General features: G+C 60.4%; 25 protein-coding genes. 16 read left to right on the top strand and 9 right to left on the bottom strand.

What is annotated here, in order from left to right:
• Window positions 1–288: PTS sugar transporter subunit IIA (locus FJ546_RS29605; RefSeq protein ID WP_140892721.1), on the bottom strand; the 288-nt coding region annotated here is incomplete at its 3' end.
• A gap of 1,369 nt (window positions 289–1,657) precedes the next feature.
• Here FJ546_RS29605 and FJ546_RS31965 point away from each other — a divergent pair.
• Together FJ546_RS31965 and FJ546_RS29610 are read left to right on the top strand one after the other, a co-directional pair.
• A complete protein-coding gene (locus FJ546_RS31965; RefSeq protein ID WP_281405667.1) occupies window positions 1,658–1,780 on the top strand; it encodes a hypothetical protein in 123 nt (40 codons plus the stop codon).
• Window positions 1,781–2,139: 359 nt separating this feature from the next.
• Window positions 2,140–2,361 (top strand): XRE family transcriptional regulator, encoded by a 222-nt coding sequence (locus FJ546_RS29610; protein WP_348642008.1) that lies wholly within the window; start codon window positions 2,140–2,142, stop codon window positions 2,359–2,361.
• Between the two features lie 549 nt (window positions 2,362–2,910).
• Here FJ546_RS29610 and FJ546_RS31820 read toward each other — a convergent pair.
• The 6 genes from FJ546_RS31820 to FJ546_RS29635 all read right to left on the bottom strand — a co-directional run bounded on the left by FJ546_RS31820 (window position 2,911) and on the right by FJ546_RS29635 (window position 7,060).
• Complete coding sequence (locus FJ546_RS31820; RefSeq protein ID WP_246687016.1) at window positions 2,911–3,192, bottom strand: hypothetical protein; 282 nt, start codon at window positions 3,190–3,192, stop codon at window positions 2,911–2,913.
• A 635-nt stretch (window positions 3,193–3,827) separates the two neighbouring features.
• Entirely contained in the window at window positions 3,828–4,283 is a 456-nt protein-coding gene (locus tag FJ546_RS29620; RefSeq protein ID WP_181168139.1) for a hypothetical protein, read from the bottom strand.
• A gap of 27 nt (window positions 4,284–4,310) precedes the next feature.
• The gene (locus FJ546_RS29625) at window positions 4,311–4,844 is read right to left on the bottom strand and encodes a nucleoside-diphosphate kinase (RefSeq protein ID WP_140892723.1); all 534 of its coding nucleotides are present in this window, start codon (window positions 4,842–4,844) and stop codon (window positions 4,311–4,313) included.
• Between the two features lie 145 nt (window positions 4,845–4,989).
• A complete protein-coding gene (gene rnk / locus FJ546_RS29630) occupies window positions 4,990–5,433 on the bottom strand; it encodes a nucleoside diphosphate kinase regulator (RefSeq protein WP_140892724.1) in 444 nt (147 codons plus the stop codon).
• 847 nt (window positions 5,434–6,280) lie between these two features.
• On the bottom strand, window positions 6,281–6,424 hold the full coding sequence (locus tag FJ546_RS31395; RefSeq protein WP_181167499.1) for a hypothetical protein: 144 nt from the start codon (window positions 6,422–6,424) through the stop codon (window positions 6,281–6,283).
• A gap of 174 nt (window positions 6,425–6,598) precedes the next feature.
• Window positions 6,599–7,060 carry an Rrf2 family transcriptional regulator gene (locus FJ546_RS29635; RefSeq protein WP_140892726.1) on the bottom strand — a complete coding sequence of 154 codons (462 nt, stop codon included), beginning with the start codon at window positions 7,058–7,060 and terminating at the stop codon, window positions 6,599–6,601.
• 139 nt (window positions 7,061–7,199) lie between these two features.
• Here FJ546_RS29635 and FJ546_RS31400 point away from each other — a divergent pair, with 139 nt between their 5' ends.
• Window positions 7,200–7,820, top strand: coding sequence for a hypothetical protein (locus FJ546_RS31400; protein ID WP_181168140.1), 621 nt, complete (start codon window positions 7,200–7,202; stop codon window positions 7,818–7,820).
• Between the two features lie 193 nt (window positions 7,821–8,013).
• On the opposite strand, the gene FJ546_RS29645 is transcribed toward FJ546_RS31400, so the two are convergent.
• Window positions 8,014–8,538, bottom strand: a complete 525-nt coding sequence (locus FJ546_RS29645) for a PTS sugar transporter subunit IIA (protein ID WP_140892730.1) — start codon at window positions 8,536–8,538, stop codon at window positions 8,014–8,016.
• Between the two features lie 601 nt (window positions 8,539–9,139).
• On the opposite strand from FJ546_RS29645, the gene FJ546_RS29650 reads away from it, so the two are divergent.
• From FJ546_RS29650 to FJ546_RS29660, 3 genes are all read left to right on the top strand, one after another.
• Entirely contained in the window at window positions 9,140–9,553 is a 414-nt protein-coding gene (locus tag FJ546_RS29650) for a DUF5602 domain-containing protein (protein WP_140883837.1), read from the top strand.
• Window positions 9,550–10,071, top strand: a complete 522-nt coding sequence (locus tag FJ546_RS29655; RefSeq protein WP_181168141.1) for a plastocyanin/azurin family copper-binding protein — start codon at window positions 9,550–9,552, stop codon at window positions 10,069–10,071. The genes FJ546_RS29650 and FJ546_RS29655 overlap by 4 nt, the downstream gene beginning before the upstream one ends.
• A 114-nt stretch (window positions 10,072–10,185) precedes the next feature.
• Window positions 10,186–11,007, top strand: coding sequence for an ATP-binding protein (locus FJ546_RS29660; RefSeq protein WP_246687017.1), 822 nt, complete (start codon window positions 10,186–10,188; stop codon window positions 11,005–11,007).
• Window positions 11,008–11,018: 11 nt separating this feature from the next.
• Here FJ546_RS29660 and FJ546_RS29665 read toward each other — a convergent pair whose 3' ends face one another.
• A complete protein-coding gene (locus tag FJ546_RS29665; protein ID WP_140883771.1) occupies window positions 11,019–11,864 on the bottom strand; it encodes a LysR family transcriptional regulator in 846 nt (281 codons plus the stop codon).
• Window positions 11,865–11,968: 104 nt separating this feature from the next.
• Between FJ546_RS29665 and FJ546_RS29670 the strand changes: the two genes are divergently transcribed.
• From FJ546_RS29670 to FJ546_RS29710, 10 genes are all read left to right on the top strand, one after another.
• Window positions 11,969–12,814, top strand: a complete 846-nt coding sequence (locus FJ546_RS29670; RefSeq protein ID WP_140892731.1) for a gluconate 2-dehydrogenase subunit 3 family protein — start codon at window positions 11,969–11,971, stop codon at window positions 12,812–12,814.
• A gap of 26 nt (window positions 12,815–12,840) precedes the next feature.
• Window positions 12,841–12,987 (top strand): hypothetical protein, encoded by a 147-nt coding sequence (locus FJ546_RS32030; protein WP_348642009.1) that lies wholly within the window; start codon window positions 12,841–12,843, stop codon window positions 12,985–12,987.
• A gap of 57 nt (window positions 12,988–13,044) precedes the next feature.
• Entirely contained in the window at window positions 13,045–14,556 is a 1,512-nt protein-coding gene (locus FJ546_RS29675; protein WP_348642010.1) for a GMC family oxidoreductase, read from the top strand.
• A gap of 122 nt (window positions 14,557–14,678) precedes the next feature.
• Window positions 14,679–15,086: a cytochrome c family protein gene (locus tag FJ546_RS29680; RefSeq protein ID WP_140883766.1), complete on the top strand. Its 408-nt coding sequence runs from the start codon at window positions 14,679–14,681 to the stop codon at window positions 15,084–15,086.
• A 36-nt stretch (window positions 15,087–15,122) separates the two neighbouring features.
• Window positions 15,123–15,332, top strand: coding sequence for a hypothetical protein (locus tag FJ546_RS29685; protein WP_140892733.1), 210 nt, complete (start codon window positions 15,123–15,125; stop codon window positions 15,330–15,332).
• Window positions 15,329–15,700: a DUF488 family protein gene (locus tag FJ546_RS29690; RefSeq protein ID WP_140883762.1), complete on the top strand. Its 372-nt coding sequence runs from the start codon at window positions 15,329–15,331 to the stop codon at window positions 15,698–15,700. The genes FJ546_RS29685 and FJ546_RS29690 overlap by 4 nt, the downstream gene beginning before the upstream one ends.
• 142 nt (window positions 15,701–15,842) lie before the next feature.
• Complete coding sequence (gene fsa / locus FJ546_RS29695; protein WP_140892735.1) at window positions 15,843–16,499, top strand: fructose-6-phosphate aldolase; 657 nt, start codon at window positions 15,843–15,845, stop codon at window positions 16,497–16,499.
• A 223-nt stretch (window positions 16,500–16,722) separates the two neighbouring features.
• Window positions 16,723–18,252: an FAD-dependent oxidoreductase gene (locus FJ546_RS29700; RefSeq protein ID WP_140883758.1), complete on the top strand. Its 1,530-nt coding sequence runs from the start codon at window positions 16,723–16,725 to the stop codon at window positions 18,250–18,252.
• A 79-nt stretch (window positions 18,253–18,331) separates the two neighbouring features.
• Window positions 18,332–18,628 (top strand): hypothetical protein, encoded by a 297-nt coding sequence (locus FJ546_RS29705; RefSeq protein WP_140883757.1) that lies wholly within the window; start codon window positions 18,332–18,334, stop codon window positions 18,626–18,628.
• Window positions 18,629–18,819: 191 nt separating this feature from the next.
• Window positions 18,820–19,641: a universal stress protein gene (locus tag FJ546_RS29710; protein ID WP_140892736.1), complete on the top strand. Its 822-nt coding sequence runs from the start codon at window positions 18,820–18,822 to the stop codon at window positions 19,639–19,641.
• Window positions 19,642–19,657: the final 16 nt, after the last annotated feature.

Consider the following 19,657-nt stretch of genomic DNA (forward strand, 5'->3'; position numbering starts at 1 on the left):
GACAGCCTGTTCATCGGGAGCCCGGAACCAGACCGGGCGGTCCATGACCGCCAGCGTCGCAGTAGGAGCCAGGAGCTGCTCCAGGAGCGCGTGGGGAACCGCGATGCCATGCCCGATACCCGTTGAGCCGAGGCTTTCACGGTTCAGAAGTGCCGCCAGTACGGTCTCCTCCGGCACGCCGGACCGGGCAGCCAGGCGGCCGGATACGAGCCGGAGCAGCGGGCGTTTTGCCTGTGCCTGCGCCCGAACGAGAATGTCCCGCGGATGCAGGAGATCGAGAATATCCATGATGGCCTCCTCGCTCTGGCCGGATTGCCGAGACGATCACGCCGAGACGATGGCGCGAAGGTGGATGTCGGTTGGTTGAAGCCTGGCGGACCCGGACGCTGAGCCAGGGGTCAGATCGCGTCCGGGTCAGAGTCCCGCTTTGAGCAGGCGCGCTCCATTGGGGAGAACGAAGGCAGGCAAGGTCAACATGCGCTTAACCTAGCCATTCCGGCTGGCGAGGCAACCCCCGACACGTGGCCGCCCCGGCCTGCATCGGGAATGCCGCTAAGAGGCGCTTCATCCGGTTGCGGGATCGTCGCGCCGGACATAACGGAAGCGAGCAATTCTGCAAGGCCGGGATCGGCTACCAAAGTCCGGGCCTCGTTCAGGGGCATCCACTGCCTCAAGACCTTCGTGTCGCGTGGCCAGCTGACCAGAGTGCCCCAGACGTGCAGTCCGAACACGGTCACGTCGCAGGACTCCTTGCGGCCGTCCGCCAAAACGCGGATCGTGCGGTAGCGGCCGACCGGTTCCGGCCCCGAGCCGTCCGGTGACGCCTGCATCTTGGAACGCCGCCCGTTCGGCCGACCGAAGCTCCGTTCTCGTCCCGGAACACGTGCCTCTGGGGACAGTCCATTGTCCGTCCTGCCGCGGGCAAAGCAGCAGGACTTCCATCGTCCCTTCGCCGCCCATGCGCCAGGGGAGCGCCGCGTACTCGGCCTTGAACGGGGCATCAGCGACAATCTGCCTCTCTCTGCCGCCTGTCATGGCCGCACCGCCTGGGCAGCCGTCGAACCTGAAGGCCGGACGAACGAATGGACCAGGTATTCTGAAGGCCCGACCATCGGCGACAGGCACCAGGGGCACCTGCTCGCTGACCTTGGAAGCGGGCGGTGGCAGGGAAGGCATATAAGCCGGACACGGGAGGTTCTCATCACAAGCTCCATCGATGCGGCGTGTTAAGCCGCAGGAGTAGACCGCAATGTTGTCGAGATTTCCCGGAACAGGCTTACGTGCGGAATTCAGGGTGAGATAACCTGCTCCGGGACAGGACGCGTCCGTTCCCGGCAAGTCTCGACACCTTGATGAAAGTCTCCATGCACATGACCTACACATAGTTATTTCCAGTCTGCTTTCCGACGCGACATTATGCCACCAGTGCGACGGTCGTTAAGAGGGTTTGACTTCCCGGCTCGCGTCGCCAGAATACGGGCGTGACCACGTTCCTTCACACCCGGCTTCCTTTTCGGAAGCGGCCGAAAAACGGCTGCTAGCCCTGGCTCGTCCAGCCTAGGCGCGACGGGCCAGGGATCCTTCCGCAGACTCTCTCTAACTGCGCCGCGGGCTGTTACGCAGCCGCGCGAAGCGCGCCGTCGGAAAGGAAGCCTTCATGGCGAAAAGGAAGGGCAACAAGGAAGCCCGCAAGCCCAAGCAGAACAAGGAGAAAAAGTCCGAGATCGGGTCGGTGTCGGAGCTGATGGCCAGGGTTTCGATGCCCGGAAAGCGGAGGTAAGGCAGGCAACGACGCCCGCAGCAGAAAACGTCGCGACGGAGATCGCGGAAAGCACGAAGGACAGGCCGTTCTTCAGGCGTGCAGCGCGAGACGGCGATCGTCGCTGGCTGCGTTATGACCGCCACGATCCGCTTCGGGGCCTTGCGATGGAACAGATCGCCACCACGTTACGCGCAGCCTTCCGACGACGTAATCGTCGTCGCCATCCGGCGTAGTACCGCTCTTGCAACCGGGCGGCGGCAGGAGAAGACTGGCGGCTACGAAAATCGAAGGAGGGCAGCATGATAACTGGTTCGCAATGCCGGGCGGCAAGAGCCCTCGTCGAGGTCACCCGCGGAAAGCTCAGCATCCGTTCCGGCGTGGACGAGACCGTCATCCATGACTTTGAACGCAAGCTCCAGAAGCCGCCCGAGGCCACGATTGGCGAGCTCGAGGTGGCGCTGGAATTGCTCGGCGCCGTCTTCATCGACGAGAACGGCGGTGGCATCGGAGTGCGGCTGAAGTTCACGGAATCGGAAGCGAAACGGATCGCACGCTTGGAGGGCGAAGGCGGGATCGTCGCGAACGACCGGGTGCCCTGATCCCTGCGGGCGCGAGACCCGTTTTCGTACGCGCTTCCAAAGACTCTGTCGCCTCAGTCTGCCGCGCTCTCAAGGCGATTTGCTGAGGCCCGGGTCGCGGCGGTTCAGCAGAGCCGCCGGAACAACGACGGAGTCGATGCACCACGGGCAACGGGATGCCGCTCGCGGCAACAAACGGCTGCAGGAAAGGCAAACGCGCCTCGACCGGAATATTCTCATGTCACGCTCCATCGGTGCGGCGCGTGGTGCCGCGGGAATGAACCGCATTATCCGAGGGGGTCCCGGAGCAGGCGTTACATGCGGGATACAGGGGGTGGAGTGCCTGCTCCGGGGAAGGACGCGACCTTTCCCGACAAGCCTCGAAATCCTGATGAACGTTTCAATGCATATTGTGGTGTCTACCTGGTCTAGCCGGCCTCTCGGAACGGCGTTCCGTCGCCGGAGGGCATTCCGCTCAGATCACCATGAATGCGATGATCATCATACTAAGAAGGCCGACGGCCACGATCGTTCTGGTCGCCATATCCATTTCTGTCTCCTTCACTGCGATCAGGTGGCCTTCAGGGGCCTGGCGGCGTGCGCCGAAATCCGGGCATCCTGCACTGATGTTTCGATGTTCGATGGAACGAGCCCTGCGACGACGCGGGGGATGTCGCTCCGCAAGATGCCGATGTCTTCCAACTGCCTGTCGTCGAGGCGATGAAGCACGACTGCAGCCTGGCCGCGATGCCAGCGCACCATGGCGCGGAAGACGAGGCCCGCGACTGTCGCGCGCAAACCAGGGCGTAGACCTGATGCAGGAAGGGTTCCTGATTGTTTGAATTCGGACATGATTGCCGCTCCATTCACAGCGTTGATCGAGCCGCCCGCGCGAGAAGCGCAGGGGGCGTGCATGGCATCTGGCGCGTTCCCGTGAGGAGCGCGCCTTCGCTATGTGCTTGACTGTCGTTTTGGGATCCCCGAGGCGGCGAACTTGTGCGTTCGAGCCGCTCGGGGCTATGAGCGGGTCAGGGACGGCGCTAGAAAAGCAAACCAGTTGTTCTCTTGAACGAAACTAAACATAATAGACATATAATAGTTTTAGATGGATTTTTCAATCTGTAAATCTTGAGTGCGGCCTTGCGTCGCCGTCGGAAGCTTTCTTATTACGTTGACTTTATTTTTATCTTCGCCACGATGCACGCCATGAATAGAACGCCATCGTACGGACTTTCCTTCCGGCGGCGGCCTACAGCAGGCCTCAAGCCCTTGATCGTGGATCCGGCCAGTCGTGCGAGGAGCCTCCAGACGAATGCCGCGCTCATCGCGACGCCGAGGGCGATGACTCCGCCCTGACCACCCATGCAGGAAGCGCCCAGCGACAGGGGCGCCGAGGTAGACGCCGATCATCGCGGCCGTCATCGTCACGACCGCCTGCGGCCAGGCCACCAGGCCGGCGATGAAGGATAGGCCGTTCTTTCGCCCGTTCATCTGGTTGAGGTGGCGCACTCCCATAGAGAAAACAGCGCAAGCAGCATGATCCCGAGACCGCCGTTGAAATAGCCTCCATGGGCTGCGTCGACGGTCGTCCCGACGGCACCCCCTCCGGCGGCATGCGTCTCCATCACGCACCTGAAATGATCGTTGAACGCGAAGACGGGAGTGGGCCAGTGCCCAGAGGAACGGAACCACGTCCGCGATTCCTCTTTAGATGAAACGGGAAGCAGCGGCGATCCGACAAGACCGCCTCCGGCAGTTGCTGCCGTGGCCTTCAATCGCCGGCCGCTGTCGAATGTCCTGATCTCCCCGCGAAAACCCGCCGCCACGCCGAGATACCCTGTGTAGACGAGGGCGGGAAGGTCAGGAACGTGCCGCCGCCCCGCCGCCGTGTTCAGCATTCCGGCGAAAAAGGCCGCCGCAGCGAGGATGAGACGGTCTGGCAATGCGGTTCTCCTGCGCGGCGGCAGCGCTCAGGCGGCCGATGGGCCGGGGTCGTCGAACCCGTGCGGAGCCACCGGGACGAGACGGGGCTGGTCGTAGAATGCCCCGCGTATCACCTTCAGCATCGGCTTGCGCTGCGTGGCTACCTGTCGCATCGCTTCCTCCTCCCGCCTTGCGGCCTCGGGCTGGTAGAGCACTTCGCGGAGCAGGATACGTTCTTCCTCACCGTCGACGTTGGTCGTGACGAATTCCTGGCCATCGGAAAGACCAAGCAGCGCCAGTCCGCGCGCGGTCGTGATAGGCAGGAACATCCCGATCGGCGAGGTCATCCGGTCGCTCGAGATCACGCGTGTGTCCGGATCGCGGCCGTTTACGCTGAAGATTACCCGGCTGCTGAGCGTGGCGACGTTCACGGGAATGTCGTCCCGGAACATGACCGTGGCTGACTCGATCTTCCTCTTGAGGATCGGGGCGAGCGGGTCGTCGCGGCCAAGGCAGCGGTCGCGCATGACTTCCAGGATGGTAAAGTCCTTCGTGGTGAGGATGCAGGTTTCTTTTGACATCGTAGTTCTCCATTGCTCCGTCTGGGAGCGCTAACTCGGGACGAGGTGAAGAACCCCTGGCCGCATGCGTGCGGCACAGGGGGCTACGATCCTGCGATGAGGCATCCTCCGCACAGCGAGAGGCGGCTCAGGGGCGTCGACACGGTCATGCCGTCCGTAGCTCGGGCTGCGGCCGTGCAGGCTGTGCGACATCAGTCTGTTCAACGCGCTCGACGGTCAGCCTGTGGATGCGGCCGTCGCGCGACGTCCAGTCAATCGACTGCGAGGCTGACAGGCCGATCAGTGCCGCGCCGATAGGCGTCAGGACAGAGACCTTGCCCATGGCAATGTCAGCCTCGCCGGGGAACACCAGCGTGACGGTCCGGTCCTCGCCCGCGTCGGTGGTGAACCGAAGCGTCGAGCCCACGCGGACGACGTCGGCCGCAATGCGCCTGTCCTCTACCACGCGGGCGCGGTCGAGTTCGGCGAGGAGCTGCTCGGACATGTCCGGATCCCTCGCAGCGCGGGATTCGGCAAGGCGCGATAGGCTCTGATGGTCGGAGCGGGTCATGGTGATGGCAGGCCTGCGCCTGCCCGTGGTGGTGGCCATTTTCAAAACTCTCTAAAATGTTCGAACCGCCGGTGCGGCAACGGCGCCAGCGGAAGATTGTCTGTGTGAATTTGTTTGTCGCCGTTCCTACAGCGCTGCGTATTGCAGCGTGAAGGCTTATGCCCCGCGGCCGGGGCGCGACGCGACCGAGCCGGGGGTTAGTGGCCCTCGATGGGGAACGCCCGTCCGAGCGGGAGGATGCAGCGATCGGTCAACATGCCGTAGAACGTGGGACACCCCAGACACAAAGTCAAGCTGGGTGCATTGCCTGCACCCGCATCCGACTGGCGGATGCTCGTCGCTGCCGCCACGGCTGCTTGACAAGCATGCCGATAACTCCCACCTCTTGGGGCATGACCAGCGTCTTCCCCCTCAACGGAATTCTCTACAGGGTGTGCCCCATCGCGGGCCACTAGCCCCCGGTCAGACGCATTGCGAACGGCTGCGGGGCACGGGTGTCGGGCGCGCAGCTGTGACCGTCCAATACCAGCTTCCTTTCGAGCGCAGTCGTGAACGCCGCATCGTCCCGTTCTTTCGCCGCCACCTCAGTCGAACAAGATCACCCATTGCCGCCCCCGCTGCGTCGGACACATTGCTCCAAGACCAAACCTTTCGCCATATGCGGTGGAAAATTCGGCCAACTGATCTGTGCCGAAGATCTGGCGCTGTCTATCGTCGTGGACGCCGAGTGCTCCGCGGGACGGAAATCTCCCATCATAGATGTTGGCATTCAGCTCAGACAGACGCTGTAGGAGTTTCTCTAGCCAAATCAGCCCAAGAAAACTGGTCCTTTCAACTTCCGAACATCGGGCTCCCGACATGCGGGGGCGACTATCTCATTTCGAAACTAGACGAACATCATGACGACGATCGCGCCGATGACGATCAGGACAAGGCCGCCGATCAGCATCGGCAACAGACTGTTGTCCGGGTCGATACCAGATTCAAACTGCTTTGTTATCGGCTTGTCGCTCTTCTTTCGTTCAGCCATGGCTCGTCTCCTTGCGAGAAAAAATCAGCATCCGTCCGGTAAGGGGCAATGCCTGCGCAGGTGACCGTGACGGCTGTCTGCTCCGTCCTCAAATTGATCCGGCGACGAGATGGCGCGGCTCTTGATCCTTCGCGGCAAGACATTTTGTCTCCGATTGTAAAGAGGCGTCGGCCTTTACCCACCATCTCGCGCCGGGCCGGAAGCTTGGGGTGGTGACGGCCTGCCGAGGAAATGTTGAGGCATCAGTGCGACGTCGGCCAACGTGTAACGATCGAGGATGCTCTGGAAGGAGGCTATCGCTTCGCCAAACATGCTTGAAAGCTTGCAGGAGCCGGTGAGCACACATTGGTTTCCGGAGGCAAAGCACTCCACAACCGCGAAATCCGGCTCGGTCAGCCGTATGACTTCGCCGATCCGGATCATCTCGGGCCGAAGTCCCAGAACAAGGCCGCCGGAACGGCCGCGGACCGCCTTCAGGTAGCCGCCGCGCGTCAGGGTATTGGCGACTTTGTTGAGGTGTGTCTTCGAAACCTTGAAGGTGCGGGCAGTCTCCTCGATCGTGATCAGGCGATCGCCAGCGGAGGCCGCGTACATCAGCATCCTCAAAGCATAGTCCGAGAAATTGGTCAGCCTCACCGGCGGTTCCTCTCTTGGATTGGCGGGCTGTTACGGGAATCACTCACAAACCAATTCGGCATCACAGGTCTTTCTCGGCAATCGGTTCGATGCCCATCGTAGGCTCTCCGCGACTGAAGGCGACCGCGAGGCGAAAGCTGTGAGCGATGCGCAGCGCGCGATCCATGAACAGCACCGCAACCCCGGGCGGACAGATGCGATGCACCGTGGCGCGAAACAACTTCAACCAACGCCGGAAATGCACCTCGCCGAGGCCGGCTATCGCGAGATGTGGTGGCAGGGGCCGCCCTTCATATCGGGCCGTTCGCAGCAGTGTCGCGGACCAGAAGTCGCACATCTTTGCCAAATGACGCGGCCATTCGTCGGGCTGTATCCTCTGGTGGAATATGGGGCCGAGAAGCTCATCGCGGCGAATTTCATCGTAAAAGCCGTGAACCACACCATGGATCATGGTCTCGTCAAGCACATCCGGCAACGGGACGCCGTCGACGATGATCGTTCTCTTGCTCCGACTATTCCCGCTCATAATGCGCGCTCCGATTTCCGCAAGGCCAAGGCGGCATTGGCATCGTCGCCAGGCACAATCCAACCTGCCGACGGTACGGGTTCCTTGAGAGTGCTGTCCGACTGTCGATGCGAATGGATTGCCTCATCCGCAGCACCGAAAGTGCGCATCCTTGCAGCCGCGTTCTGCGACGAGGATCGATGGCTTGCATTCTCATGGTGCCTTGGCATGGACTCGAACAAGCATCCCAACTAAAACATATATTGTCAATCTATGTTTTAGGAAAGACGGTCATGAAGTGAGTATACAATGGATTGGAGGGCGTTCTGCTGAACCGCAACCTGCCGAAGGCCGGGCTTATTCGGAGTGCCTCATAGCCGAAGCGTCGACAGGTTGGGCATTCCGCATGGCACAGATGCCAGCAGCGTACGTCCGCGACCAACGGGGTCTAGGCATTGCTCAACTGCCTAGGCATGACAATGCCAGGCTCGACCTGGCGAGTGTGCGAATTGGTAGAAATGGTCGGATACAGGTCAGCATCGAGTATCGCCATCACCTCACCGGCTGACTGTGCCTGTCGCAGTCCCTCTCGAATCTGAGGCCTCCCAAGCACCCGGCACACCTGTGAAAGAGCGGGAAGGAAAGCGGAAACGGCAGAGCGCGGCCAGAGCAACGTGTAAACGATATCGACCGGGTCGTCGTCTGGTCCGTCAAAATCGATAGGCGGAGCCAGTCGTGTGAAAGACACGCAAGGCGAAGAGATCATGTCGAGCAGAACGTGTGGGATCGCCACGCCGCGGCCGATACCCGTCGAGCCGAGGCCCTCGCGATACAAAAGACCACTGAGAACCACATGTTCGTCCAGCCCTGATCTCCGTGCAATCCTGACGGCGATCCTCGACAAGGCCGAATGCTTTCCCTTAGTCGCGAGGTCAAGCGAAATGTCTTCTTCTGAAAAGATGTGGGGGATCATCACAGTCGCCTCTAAGCCGATCCAAACGCGATTGCGAACGAGCGTTCGGCCACATTGCCTACGCAAGGCAATGTTCACTTTTGACTGAATAGGGATCCTGGCCGTCCCGGACGCAAAGCCAGGGTCTTTTCGCGTCCGGGCTAGAGGCCTGCTTTGAAGCGCCGTGGATATCGTCGGAGATTTTGCATGAAAATATGCATAACAACAAAAATGTAGTGAAGGTCTTTTTGGAATCAAGCGACGTCGATAGTGGCGGGTCGCTTCAGAGTTATCAGATGTTGCGGGTATAACTCCTTCGACCATTTGACACGTGCTGCCCCGGTTCGCGAGATATCGCGAATGATCCTCGGCCCTTGTCGATGCGCATTCTGCGATCTTCGCCGACGCGTGACTGAAGAGAATTCTTGGATGCGAACAAGGGGCACCAGACAAACGCAAAAATAATGCACTGAAACGCCATTTAATTTCGTTTGACGAAGATGGCCGTCTCCTCCTTGCTTGGGCGAGACCGAACGGGCCGTGTCAGCGCGATAGGATCGGATTTTAGGCCTTCCAGATTTCGGCTGTCGCACGGCTTCTACCCAAGCAAAGGAGTACCGTGATGAAAAAGCTTGCCCTCGCAGTTGCCGTGACAATGGCCTGTTCGTTTTGCGCCATGGCGGCTAGTGACGTCGCCAAATCGCCGCCGCCTGCTCCTTACGAACAGGTCAGCAAACTTGTGAAATTGCCCGACTTCCTCCCGGGCATGGGTCAACTCTTCGTCGATCCGGCGACGTTGCCGGCCGGTCCGTTCCTTGCCTATGACCACGACGGCAAGCTTGTCAGCAGCATCTACATGCTTCCGATCAAGGAACTCAATCCGGACAAGCGTTTTGACAACCTCGCGGCGCCGGGCGGCAACGTCGACCATGTCGACGTCTACTACAATGCCGGGCACCCTGGCGTTCCAGAACCGCACGTCCACGTGGTGCTGTGGCATGTCTCGGCCACCGACGAGGCGCGGGTCGCCAAATGACACTCACGCGCCGTGAGATACTTGGCGCGGGCGGCGGTTTCGCCGCCCTGGCGCTTTCGTCTTTAGCCGTGTGGGCCGGCGACATCGTCGACATCGCGATGAAGGGTCGCGACGATGGCTCGCACGTCTGGTTCGACCCTATCGGCGTTCTGATCAAGCCAGGTCAGACGGTCCGCTGGACAAACCTCAATCCTGGCAACTCGCACACGACCACGGCGTACAGCCCGAAGAATTTCGGGCGGCCGCTGCGCATGCCCAAGGCCGCAAGACCATGGGCCTCGGACTACCTCCTGCCTAACGAGACCTTTTCGGTGGCCTTCACCGAACAGGGTGTCTATGACTATTTCTGCATTCCGCACGAGCATGCCGGAATGGTCGGCCGCATCATCGTCGGCGAACCCGTGACAAACGGCTGGACCCAACTTGACGGAGCCAATGGCGACCTCCCGGAGGAGGCCCTCAAGGCGTTTCCGACAGTCGAGGAAATCATGGCGAAAGGGATCGTCCGGCCCGCTTAGGCTGTGCATGAGACACACGACCGCCAGCAACAAGGAGAATTGAATACGACGATGGGAACGGGAGCGCCAGATTCCTCGCCATCGTCAGCGTCGATCAATTTGGGGGCGATCGTTATGACAGCCAATATTTTCCCGGGCGAACCTCAATCACGGTCCCAGGCGACACGGGACGACAGCGCTCATGCGATGGACGTGCCCCCGACCGCAGCCCAACAGCGTGAGCGTGCGACGAACCGGCTTGCAGCTCTGGGCGAGATGACGGGCGGCATTGCCCATGACTTCAGAAACCTCCTAGCAGTCATCGAATCCGGCCTGCGGCTTGCCGAAAGGCGAGCCGACGAACCCGAAAGCGTGCGGGCCTACATCGCGGCGGCGCGGCAAGGAATCGATCGAGGGATCGAGCTAACGTCTCAACTGCTCGCCTTCGCAAAACATCAGGAACTCGATGCCCATGCGGGCGACCTGAACGAGTTCCTCAGGTCTTTCGAGCCCTTCCTCAGGTATGGCGCGGGACCAGATGTCAGGGTCAAGCTCGAACTCGGTTCCGATGTCCCGCTCTGCATGGTCGACCCCGCGTTCTTCGATGCAGCCGTGCTTAACCTCGTCATCAACGCGCGCGATGCCGTCTCAAATGACTCCGAAGTCCGGGTCACCACCGGACGACTGGTGCAGACGACCGCCTCACCTGATCCGCCCGGGCCGGGAAGCTACGCCTACGTTCGGGTCGAGGACCACGGTTGCGGCATGGCTCCGGAGGTGTTGCAGAAGGTTTTCGATCCCTTCTTCACGACGAAGGGCGAAAAAGGCACAGGGATAGGACTGTCGCAGGTGCAGGCATGGCTGGATATGGTGGGTGGCCGGATCCGAATTGCAAGCGAGCAAGGCATCGGAACGACGGTCGACCTGCTGTTCCCGTCAATCCAGGCGGAAGCCTAACAGGGCTCCTGCTATCTCCTCTCGTCGCGTGCGACGGAATGCAATCCTGCCAGCGCAGGACCTACCACGCTCTCATCCGCACTTGCCGATTGCACCGCGTAAACCGGATACGAGAATTGCGGCATTTCAGGCACAAGATGAAGCCGGCCTGCTTCTATGTGAGATTGCACTGAGCTCATTCTGAAATATCCAGAGCCGCCTGTCGCAAGAACATAGTTCAGGGCGAGCGGACCGAGATCGAAGGAAAGATCCGGCGCAGCACTCGGGAAATTCATCCCGTGGTGAAGTCCAAAATCCGGCCCCCAATCCATATAAACATATGATTCATCCACGACACGGGCATCGGAATTGGTAGTCACCAGGACGAGCTTTTCTTCCAAAAGCAGATCGATTTTCAAACCCGGTCTGTGCGGGGGCGCGTACATGATGGCCAAGTCGACCAGTCCCGAGGCGACCTGGTTGATCAGATCCTGTGGCACGTCGACGTGCACTCGCAGCGCGATATCCTGAAGCGATTGGCGCATCCAGCGGACCCAGTCGAGCAGAAGAGGTTGCGCAAGGCTGACTTCGCTGCCGACCGTCAGGACGGCCCGGCGCCCTGGAGGCACGGCAACCTGGTGAAGGGTGCGTTGCCATAGTTGGACGAACATCGGGGCGTGGCGCAGGAATTGCTCGCCTGCCGGAGTGAGCGAAGCTCCGCCTTTGTGCCGAACGAAGAGCGGTCGACCCAGTTGCTGTTCAAGGTTGCGGATTCGCGCGCTCACGGTCGTCTGAGCGACGTTCAGGCGTTCCGAAGCTCGAATGAAACTCCCTGTAGAAACGATCTCGATAAACGTGCGAGCCAGTTCAATATCCATGAGCGCTAATAGCATAAAAATTGCGCTTAAATGTCAATGAATTTCGTTTGCCACACAACAAGCGAGAACATTAGGCTTCGGTAATCGACCAAGCAACGCGCTGAATGCTGCGCAGCGCCAAGTTGGAGCGGGCGCGAGCCCTCTCCATCCTCACCTATCGTTTTGCCTGCAGTGTCACAGGAGAAATCATGTCGACGAAAGAGAAGAACGGCCAAAGCGATGTAGGACGTCGTGACTTTCTGAAACTGTTCGGCGCGGCCGGTGCGGCAGCAGGCACCCTGCCGTTTGGCGGATCCGCATCAGCGGACGAGATTATGGCAGCGGCCGCAACAGACACGAAACATCATCACGCCGCCGCCGAACCTCACGCCGGAGGCGCTGGCTACGAATTCTTCAATGTCGACGAATCCGCCTTCGTCGAGGCGGCGGTCGACACGCTCATTCCCAGCGATTCAACCGGTCCCGGCGCCAAGGAGCTCGGCGTTGCGACCTACATCGACCGGCAGATGGCCAGCGGATACGGCAAGGGCGACCGGCTGTACCTGGAAGGGCCGTTTGGCGAGGGTGCGCCCGAGCAGGGCTATCAATTGCCGATGACACCCTCGGAGCTGATCCGGGCGGGCATCGCCGATGTCAACGCCGTTGTACAGAAAAGCCACAAGAACAGCTTCGCGGCCCTTTCGGCAAAGGACCGCGCCGCGGTTCTGGCCGACCTTGACGCCAAGAAGACCGAGCTTCCAACAGTGCCGACCGGAACATTCTTCGGGCTTCTGCTGCAACTCACGATCGAAGGCTATTTCGCGGACCCGATGTATGGCGGAAACAAGGACGCGGCGACCTGGAAGATGATCGGCTTCCCCGGCGCGGATGCCATGTACGCGGACAAGATCGAGCCGTTTCGGAACAAGCCCTACAAGGCTGAACCAAAGGGCATCCAGGACCTCATTTGATCGTCGGAAGAGAAGGAGATTTTGACATGGCCACCAAACTGAACGCGGTCGATGTCCTGATTGTCGGTCTTGGGTGGACAGGCGGCATCATTGCCAAGGAGCTTGCGTCAACCAAGCTGAAGATCGTCGCCCTCGAGCGGGGAGGCCCGCGTGACACCAATCCGGACTTCTAGAACGTGCGGCGGGAGACCATCACATTCCGCAATGGTGAATCGCAAACGGCGCTGCCTATGCGTCAACTCGGCTCCTTCCTGCCCGGCCAGGGCGTCGGCGGCGCCGGCGTGCACTGGAACGGCGTGACCTGGCGCTGGCTCGAATGGGATCACCAGGCGCGCACCCGGACCGTCGACAAGTACGGCGAGAAGATCATCCCCTCGGACATGCACCTTCAGGACTGGCCGATCACCTACGACGATCTCGAACCCTATTACGACAAGTTCGAGAAAACCTGCGGCACCTCCGGCAAGGCCGGCAATCTCAACGGCCGGAAAATCGACGGCGGCAACATCTTTGAGGGATCGCGAAAGGAAGATTACCCCAATCCGCCGATGATTGCCGCGCAGAGCATGGTGATGTTCGAGAAAGCGGCCCGCAATCTCGGCTACCATCCTTTCCCCAATCCCTCGTCCAACGCGTCGCGCGACTACGTCAATCCCGACGGGGTGGCCTTCGGCCAATGCCACTATTGCGGCTTCTGCGAGCGCTTCGGTTGCGAGGCCAATGCCAAGGCGAGCCCCCATTTCACCGTCATTCCGCTGGCGCTGAAGAACCCGAATTTCGAACTGCGCACAAATTCGATCGTGCTGAAGGTCAATCTCGACTCGACCCGCAAGAAGGCGGTCAGCGTCACCTATCTCGACGCGCGCGGGCGCGAATTCGAACAGCCTGCCGACCTCATCATCCTGTCGGCCTATGCGCTCGGCAACGTCAATCTGTTGCTGCAGTCCGGCATTGGCGTGCCCTATGATCCGGCAACGGGGAAGGGCGTGGTCGGCCGCAACTATGCCTATCAGTGCGGTGGCGGGGCCACCGCCTTCTTCGACAAGAAAACCATCCTGAACCGCTACATGGGCGCCGGTGCGCTCGGCACCTGCATGGATGATTTCAACGGCGACAACTACGATTTCGTGAAGGCCGGCTACATTGGCGGCGGCGGCATCAGCTGCAGCAACTCGGGCGCCCGGCCTATCCAGTCGCATCCAACTCCGCACGGCACACCGCGTTGGGGCTCCGACTGGAAGCAGGCAGTGGTCGACAATTATGACCACGCGGCCAGCGTTGGCAATCAAGGGGCCGTCATGGCCTACCGGCAGAACTACCTGAGCCTCGATCCGACCTACACCGACGTCTTTGGACGTCCGTTGATGAGGATGACGTTCGACTTCCAGGACAACGAGGTAAAGCAAATGAACGGTCAGGCCGACATCTGCGTGGAGATCGCCAAGGAAATGGGCGCGACCAAGGTCGATCGGGGCATTCCGCCTGTGCCCTATTCGATCGTGCCATATCAGAGCACGCACAACACTGGCGGGGCGGTCTTCGGAGCCGACCCGAGCACCAGCGTTCTGAACAAATATCTCCAGGTCTGGGATGTCCCGAACGTATTCGTCACTGGCGCTTGCGTGTTTCCGCAAAACGCAGGGAAGAATCCGACCGGGCCGGTGGGCGCTCTTGCCTACTGGGCAGTGGACGCGATCAAGAACCAGTATCTGAAGAGCCCAGGCCAATTGGTTCCCTCCTGAGGCAACGCCTGCCGGACCCGGATCCGCGGTTCGGGTCCGGCAGGCTGGGTGTGTTTCGAACCTCTTATTGCCGGGAGCCGGCTCTACCGGAACCGACCCGTAACTCATTGAAGGCAGCAAACATGAAATCGACCATGCTTGGATTGGCGGCCGCAATTCTCACCGCAGTCGGTTCAGCGCATGCGCAGGACACATCTCCTGGCAATGCTGAAGCCGGCGCCGTCGTCTTCAAGAGATGCATGGCCTGCCATGCGGTGGGCCCTGATGCCAAGAACGGAGTAGGGCCCGTATTGAATGGCGTCGTCGGCCGTGCGGCAGGCACGTACCCGGATTACAACTATTCCGCCGCGAACAAGGATTCGGGCCTGACCTGGGATGAACCGACGCTGACCACATATCTGCACGCGCCGCGCAAGTTGGTGCCAGGCACAAAGATGACATTCGCCGGTCTCAGCAAGGACCAGGAGATCGCCGATGTGATCGCCTACCTGAAACAGTTCAACGCTCAAGGACAGAACGTCTCCCCCTGAATCAGGGGCGACCTGTCCCGGCTTGCAAGCAAGCACATGAAGTTCCTCCTGCATCAGGGTCTGGGGTATTCCACGGTTCATCAGATCGGCGACCACCTGCGAAGCCATGGAACTGGCCATCACTGGATCGAGCGATATCGCGGCAGCATTTTCGTGATCGTATCCGATCAAGCCGACGAGAAGATCCTTCGAAAGGAGTTCTCCGGGCTTCTCGATGCCGTCAACGAAAAGGAGACGGACGGATGAGCGGAAAAGTCTTCGACGAGAGAGTAAAACTGAAGCGGGCCTATGAGAGCCCTGCTGCCGACGATGGCACGCGGGTGCTGATTGACCGGCTTTGGCCGCGCGGGGTCAAGAAGACCGACGCCGCCATCGACTGCTGGATCAAAGAACTCGCGCCAAGCACCGAGCTTCGGAAATGGTTCGGACACGATCCCGCCCGCTGGCAGGAATTCCGTCGGCGATATGCGGCGGAAATCCACGAGCGTCGCGATGACCTCGACCGGCTGCGCGACCTGATGCGGCAGGGCGCCGTCACACTCGTCTACTCGGCTCATGACGAGGCCCACAACGATGCCATCGTCCTTAGGGAGGTTTTGCTGAGGCATCGATAGAGACGCCGCGCCGGGCTGCCTTGGCCTTCAAAGACTTTGGGCGTGCGATCACGACAGCGAGACCAAAATCACCTTTCTGGAACCAAACAGAAGAAGCCTCATCAAAGCGCCGATGGACACGTTCACGTTGAGGAGAAAAACGATGAAATTCTTTGTCGATACCGCCGATATATCTGAAATTCGCGAGCTTGCCGCTGTTGGCATTCTCGATGGGGTGACCACAAACCCGTCCCTTATCGCAAAGACCGGCCGACCGATCAGGGATGTGATCAAGGAGATTTGCCAGACGGTCGAGGGCCCGGTTTCAGCGGAAGTCACCGCGACCGACTTCGACGGCATGATCGCCGAGGGAGAGCGTTTAGCCCGCATTGCGGCCAATGTGGCCGTCAAGGTGCCGTCGACCTGGGATGGATTCAGGGCCTGCCGGGCGCTCAGTCAGCTCGGACACAAGGTCAATGTCACGCTGTGCTTTTCGGCCAACCAGGCTCTGCTCGCGGCCAAGGCGGGCGCGACCTTCATTTCGCCATTCGTCGGCAGGCTCGACGATCTCGGTCTGGACGGCATGGAAGTGGTCCGGGAAATCCGCGCGATCTACGACAATGACAAATCCTTCACGACGGAGATCCTCGCGTCTTCAATTCGCACCCCTCTCCACGTCAAACAGGCGGCGATGGCAGGCGCCGATATCGCGACCGTGCCGCCGGCGGTGCTCAAAAATCTCGCCAGGCACCCGCTCACCGACAAGGGCCTCGAGTCCTTTCTCGCCGATTGGCGTAAGACGGGGCAAGCGATCCTGTGACCGCCCGCATTGGGGTCGCCGATCCCACATAAAAATTGCACACAATTGCAGATTAAATTCGTTTGCATGGTACCGGAGATGGCGGGAAACTGACGCATAAGAGCTGCGCAAGTCCGCATCCAACAGGGCAAAACCAGCCCTTTCCAGACTGTGATGCCCGCGAGGTTCCTGCTTCTCGGCCATAACGAGCGATTTTTACACAGGATCGCCAAGGGAGAGGAAGATGGTTGAAGGACATACCAAATTAGCTGGACCTGATCTGGCTCAGGGCGTCGCGGTGTCCGACCTTCCCGACGGCGGAAAGCTTGTCGGTCACTGCGGCGATGAGCAGGTGTTGCTGGTGCGCCGAGGGGCCGAGGTCTTCGCCACCGCGGCGACATGCACGCATTACGGCGGCCCGCTCGTTGAAGGTCTTCTGGTGGGAGATACCGTCCGGTGTCCCTGGCATCACGCATGCTTCGATCTGCGGACCGGCGAGGCCTTGCGCGCTCCCGCCTTCAACCCACTCGCTTGCTGGTCGGTTGAACAGCGAGAAGGCAAGATATTCGTGGTCGAGAAGCGCAAACGAACGGCAGCCAAGCTGCGAGATGGCAATGCGGCTCCGGACAAGATTGTCATCGTCGGCGGCGGCGCGGCCGGCTTCGCCGCCGCCGAGACACTGCGGCGCGAGCAATACCAGGGCAGCATCGTCATGATCAGCGATGACCAAGCGCCGCCCGTCGACAGACCGAACCTCTCCAAGGACTATCTCGCCGGAAAGGCGCCGGAGGATTGGATCCCGCTCCGCGGGGAGAAGTTCTATTCGAAAAACAATATCGACCTGCGTCTCGATACGAAGGCCGATCGCATCGACCTGCATTCACGCGAGGTTGTCCTCGCGGATGGCGGCAGGATTGCCTACGAAAGGCTGCTGCTGGCCACGGGGGCCGAACCGGTTCGGCTTGCTATCCCCGGAGCCGAGCAATCACCCTTCCACACGCTGCGCTCTCTCGCGGATTGCAAGGCGATCATCGAGCGGGCCACGAATGCGCGACGCTGCGTCGTGCTTGGCGCCAGTTTCATTGGCTTGGAGGTTGCGGCGGCCCTGCGCTCGCGCGGCATCGACGTTCATGTCGTAGCGCCAGACAGAAGGCCTATGGAGCGGGTCCTGGGTCCGCAAATGGGCGATTTTATCCGCGCCCTCCATGAGGAGAAGGGTGTCGTGTTCCATCTCGAGGACACTGCGGCCAGCATCGACGGCGGCAAGATGAAGCTCAGCAGTGGCGGCACGTTGGCGGCCGATTTCGTCGTGGCCGGCGTCGGCGTGAGGCCACGCACTGGGCTCGCGGAAAAGGCTGGGCTCAAGCTCGATCGCGGTGTCGCGGTGAACTCGTTCCTGGAAACGAGCGCGCCCGGAATATTCGCGGCCGGCGACATTGCCCGGTGGCCCGACCCTCATAGTGGCGAGACCATCCGGGTAGAGCACTGGGTCGTTGCAGAGAGACAGGGGCGCACCGCGGCACTCAACATGCTTGGCAATCGCGAGAAGTTCGCCGCGGCGCCGTTCTTCTGGAGCCAGCATTACGATGTCCCCATCAACTATATCGGCCATGCCCAGCGATGGGATGAGATCTCGGTCGATGGAGACATCACGGCCAGGGATTGCCTGCTTCGTTTCAAACGGGAAGGGCGCACGTTGGCTGTCGCTTCGATCTTCCGCGATCTCGAAAGTCTGGAGGCCGAGGCGGAAATGGAGCGCCAAATGACAGGCTAGAAAGCGCTCTCGAGCACCGACGAGAGCGCAAGGGAATGGCGGAGCAGGTATGTCGTCGTGACGGAAAGGAGTTTGACCTATGTCCACATTGCAACGGGAATTTAACGTCGGCAGGGATTTGCGCATCGTTGCGCCCATTCAGCATTATTCAAAGATCATCGAGTTCGCCAAGGAGGTTGCCAGGGAAGAAGCCCATCAGATGCCGACCTCGGTTGAAATCTTTTCGGACAGCGGTCGCTGGTACTGCCAGGTCCGTCGCGGCAATGAAAAGACGCGGCCGATGGGACCCTATACCAAACTACAGGCTGAACGGATTCAGGAAGCTCGCAGAGCGTTGATAGCCAAAAGAGGCACCGCTCGGATTATGTTCGAGTAGGACGGGGACCTAACGATCACGCCGGCCGGCGTACTTCTCACCACAACGATCGTTCGTCATTGAGTTTGTTGGAACGTTGCGAGGCAGGCCTCCGGCCTTTGCCGCATTGTGAACCAGGTCTCGCGCGGGACCTGTTGACGCTCCCGTTTGCCGAGCCGGCATCATCTTCAACCAACGGAAGGAAAGCCGATATGGGCTACAAGTCGATCGTTCTCAATCTCGACATCGACGGGATAGTCGCTCCTGTTGTCAAGCTCGGTGTCGATCTGGCCCAGCGCTTCGATGCGCGCCTGGTAGGCCTCTCTGCTGCCGACGTTCCACCGCCTGTTGTAATGGAAGGAGGAGTGGCCTTCGAAGGAGAGAGCATGATGCGCCAGCGGAAGAACATCGAGCGACGAATTGAGGACCTCCGCGCCGAGTTCGAAGGCTTTGCTGGCGCAACGGTTGATACGGAATGGCGTGGGGCTGTGGGCAATCCGACCCGCTTGCTGATCGACGCGGCGCGCGTGGCCGATCTCATCGTCACAGCGTCGCCCGAGGGGGCCGCGTCTGGGAACGTTCATCGTTCCACCGATCTCGGCAATCTGATCCTTCAGGCTGGACGCCCTGTACTGGTCGCCTCGACCAACCAGGAAAACTTCCGCATCAACAAGGTTATTGTTGGATGGAAGGATACGCGCGAAACCAGGCGCGCGGTTGTTGATTCCATGCCCTTTTTGCAAATGGCTCAGGAGGTTCGCGTGATCACGATCGACAATGACGCGACCGACGAAACCTGGAACAGTCTGGACGATGTTGTTGCCTTACTTTCCTTTCACGGCGTAAAGGCGAAGGCGGAAGTGTTTCCGGAAAAATCCGATGGCGGGACGATCGCCGACGTGGCCGAAGCGATGCATGCGGATCTGATCATATCCGGCGCCTACGGCCACAGCAGGTTCAGGGAGTGGATCTTCGGCGGTGCTACCCGCTCGCTGCTGGAAAATGATCGATTGAACCGGGTCATGTCGAATTGATCGTTGATACACCAAT

Origin of the sequence: Mesorhizobium sp. B2-4-19, from assembly GCF_006441315.1 — a bacterium.
Taxonomy (GTDB): Bacteria; Pseudomonadota; Alphaproteobacteria; order Rhizobiales; family Rhizobiaceae; genus Mesorhizobium.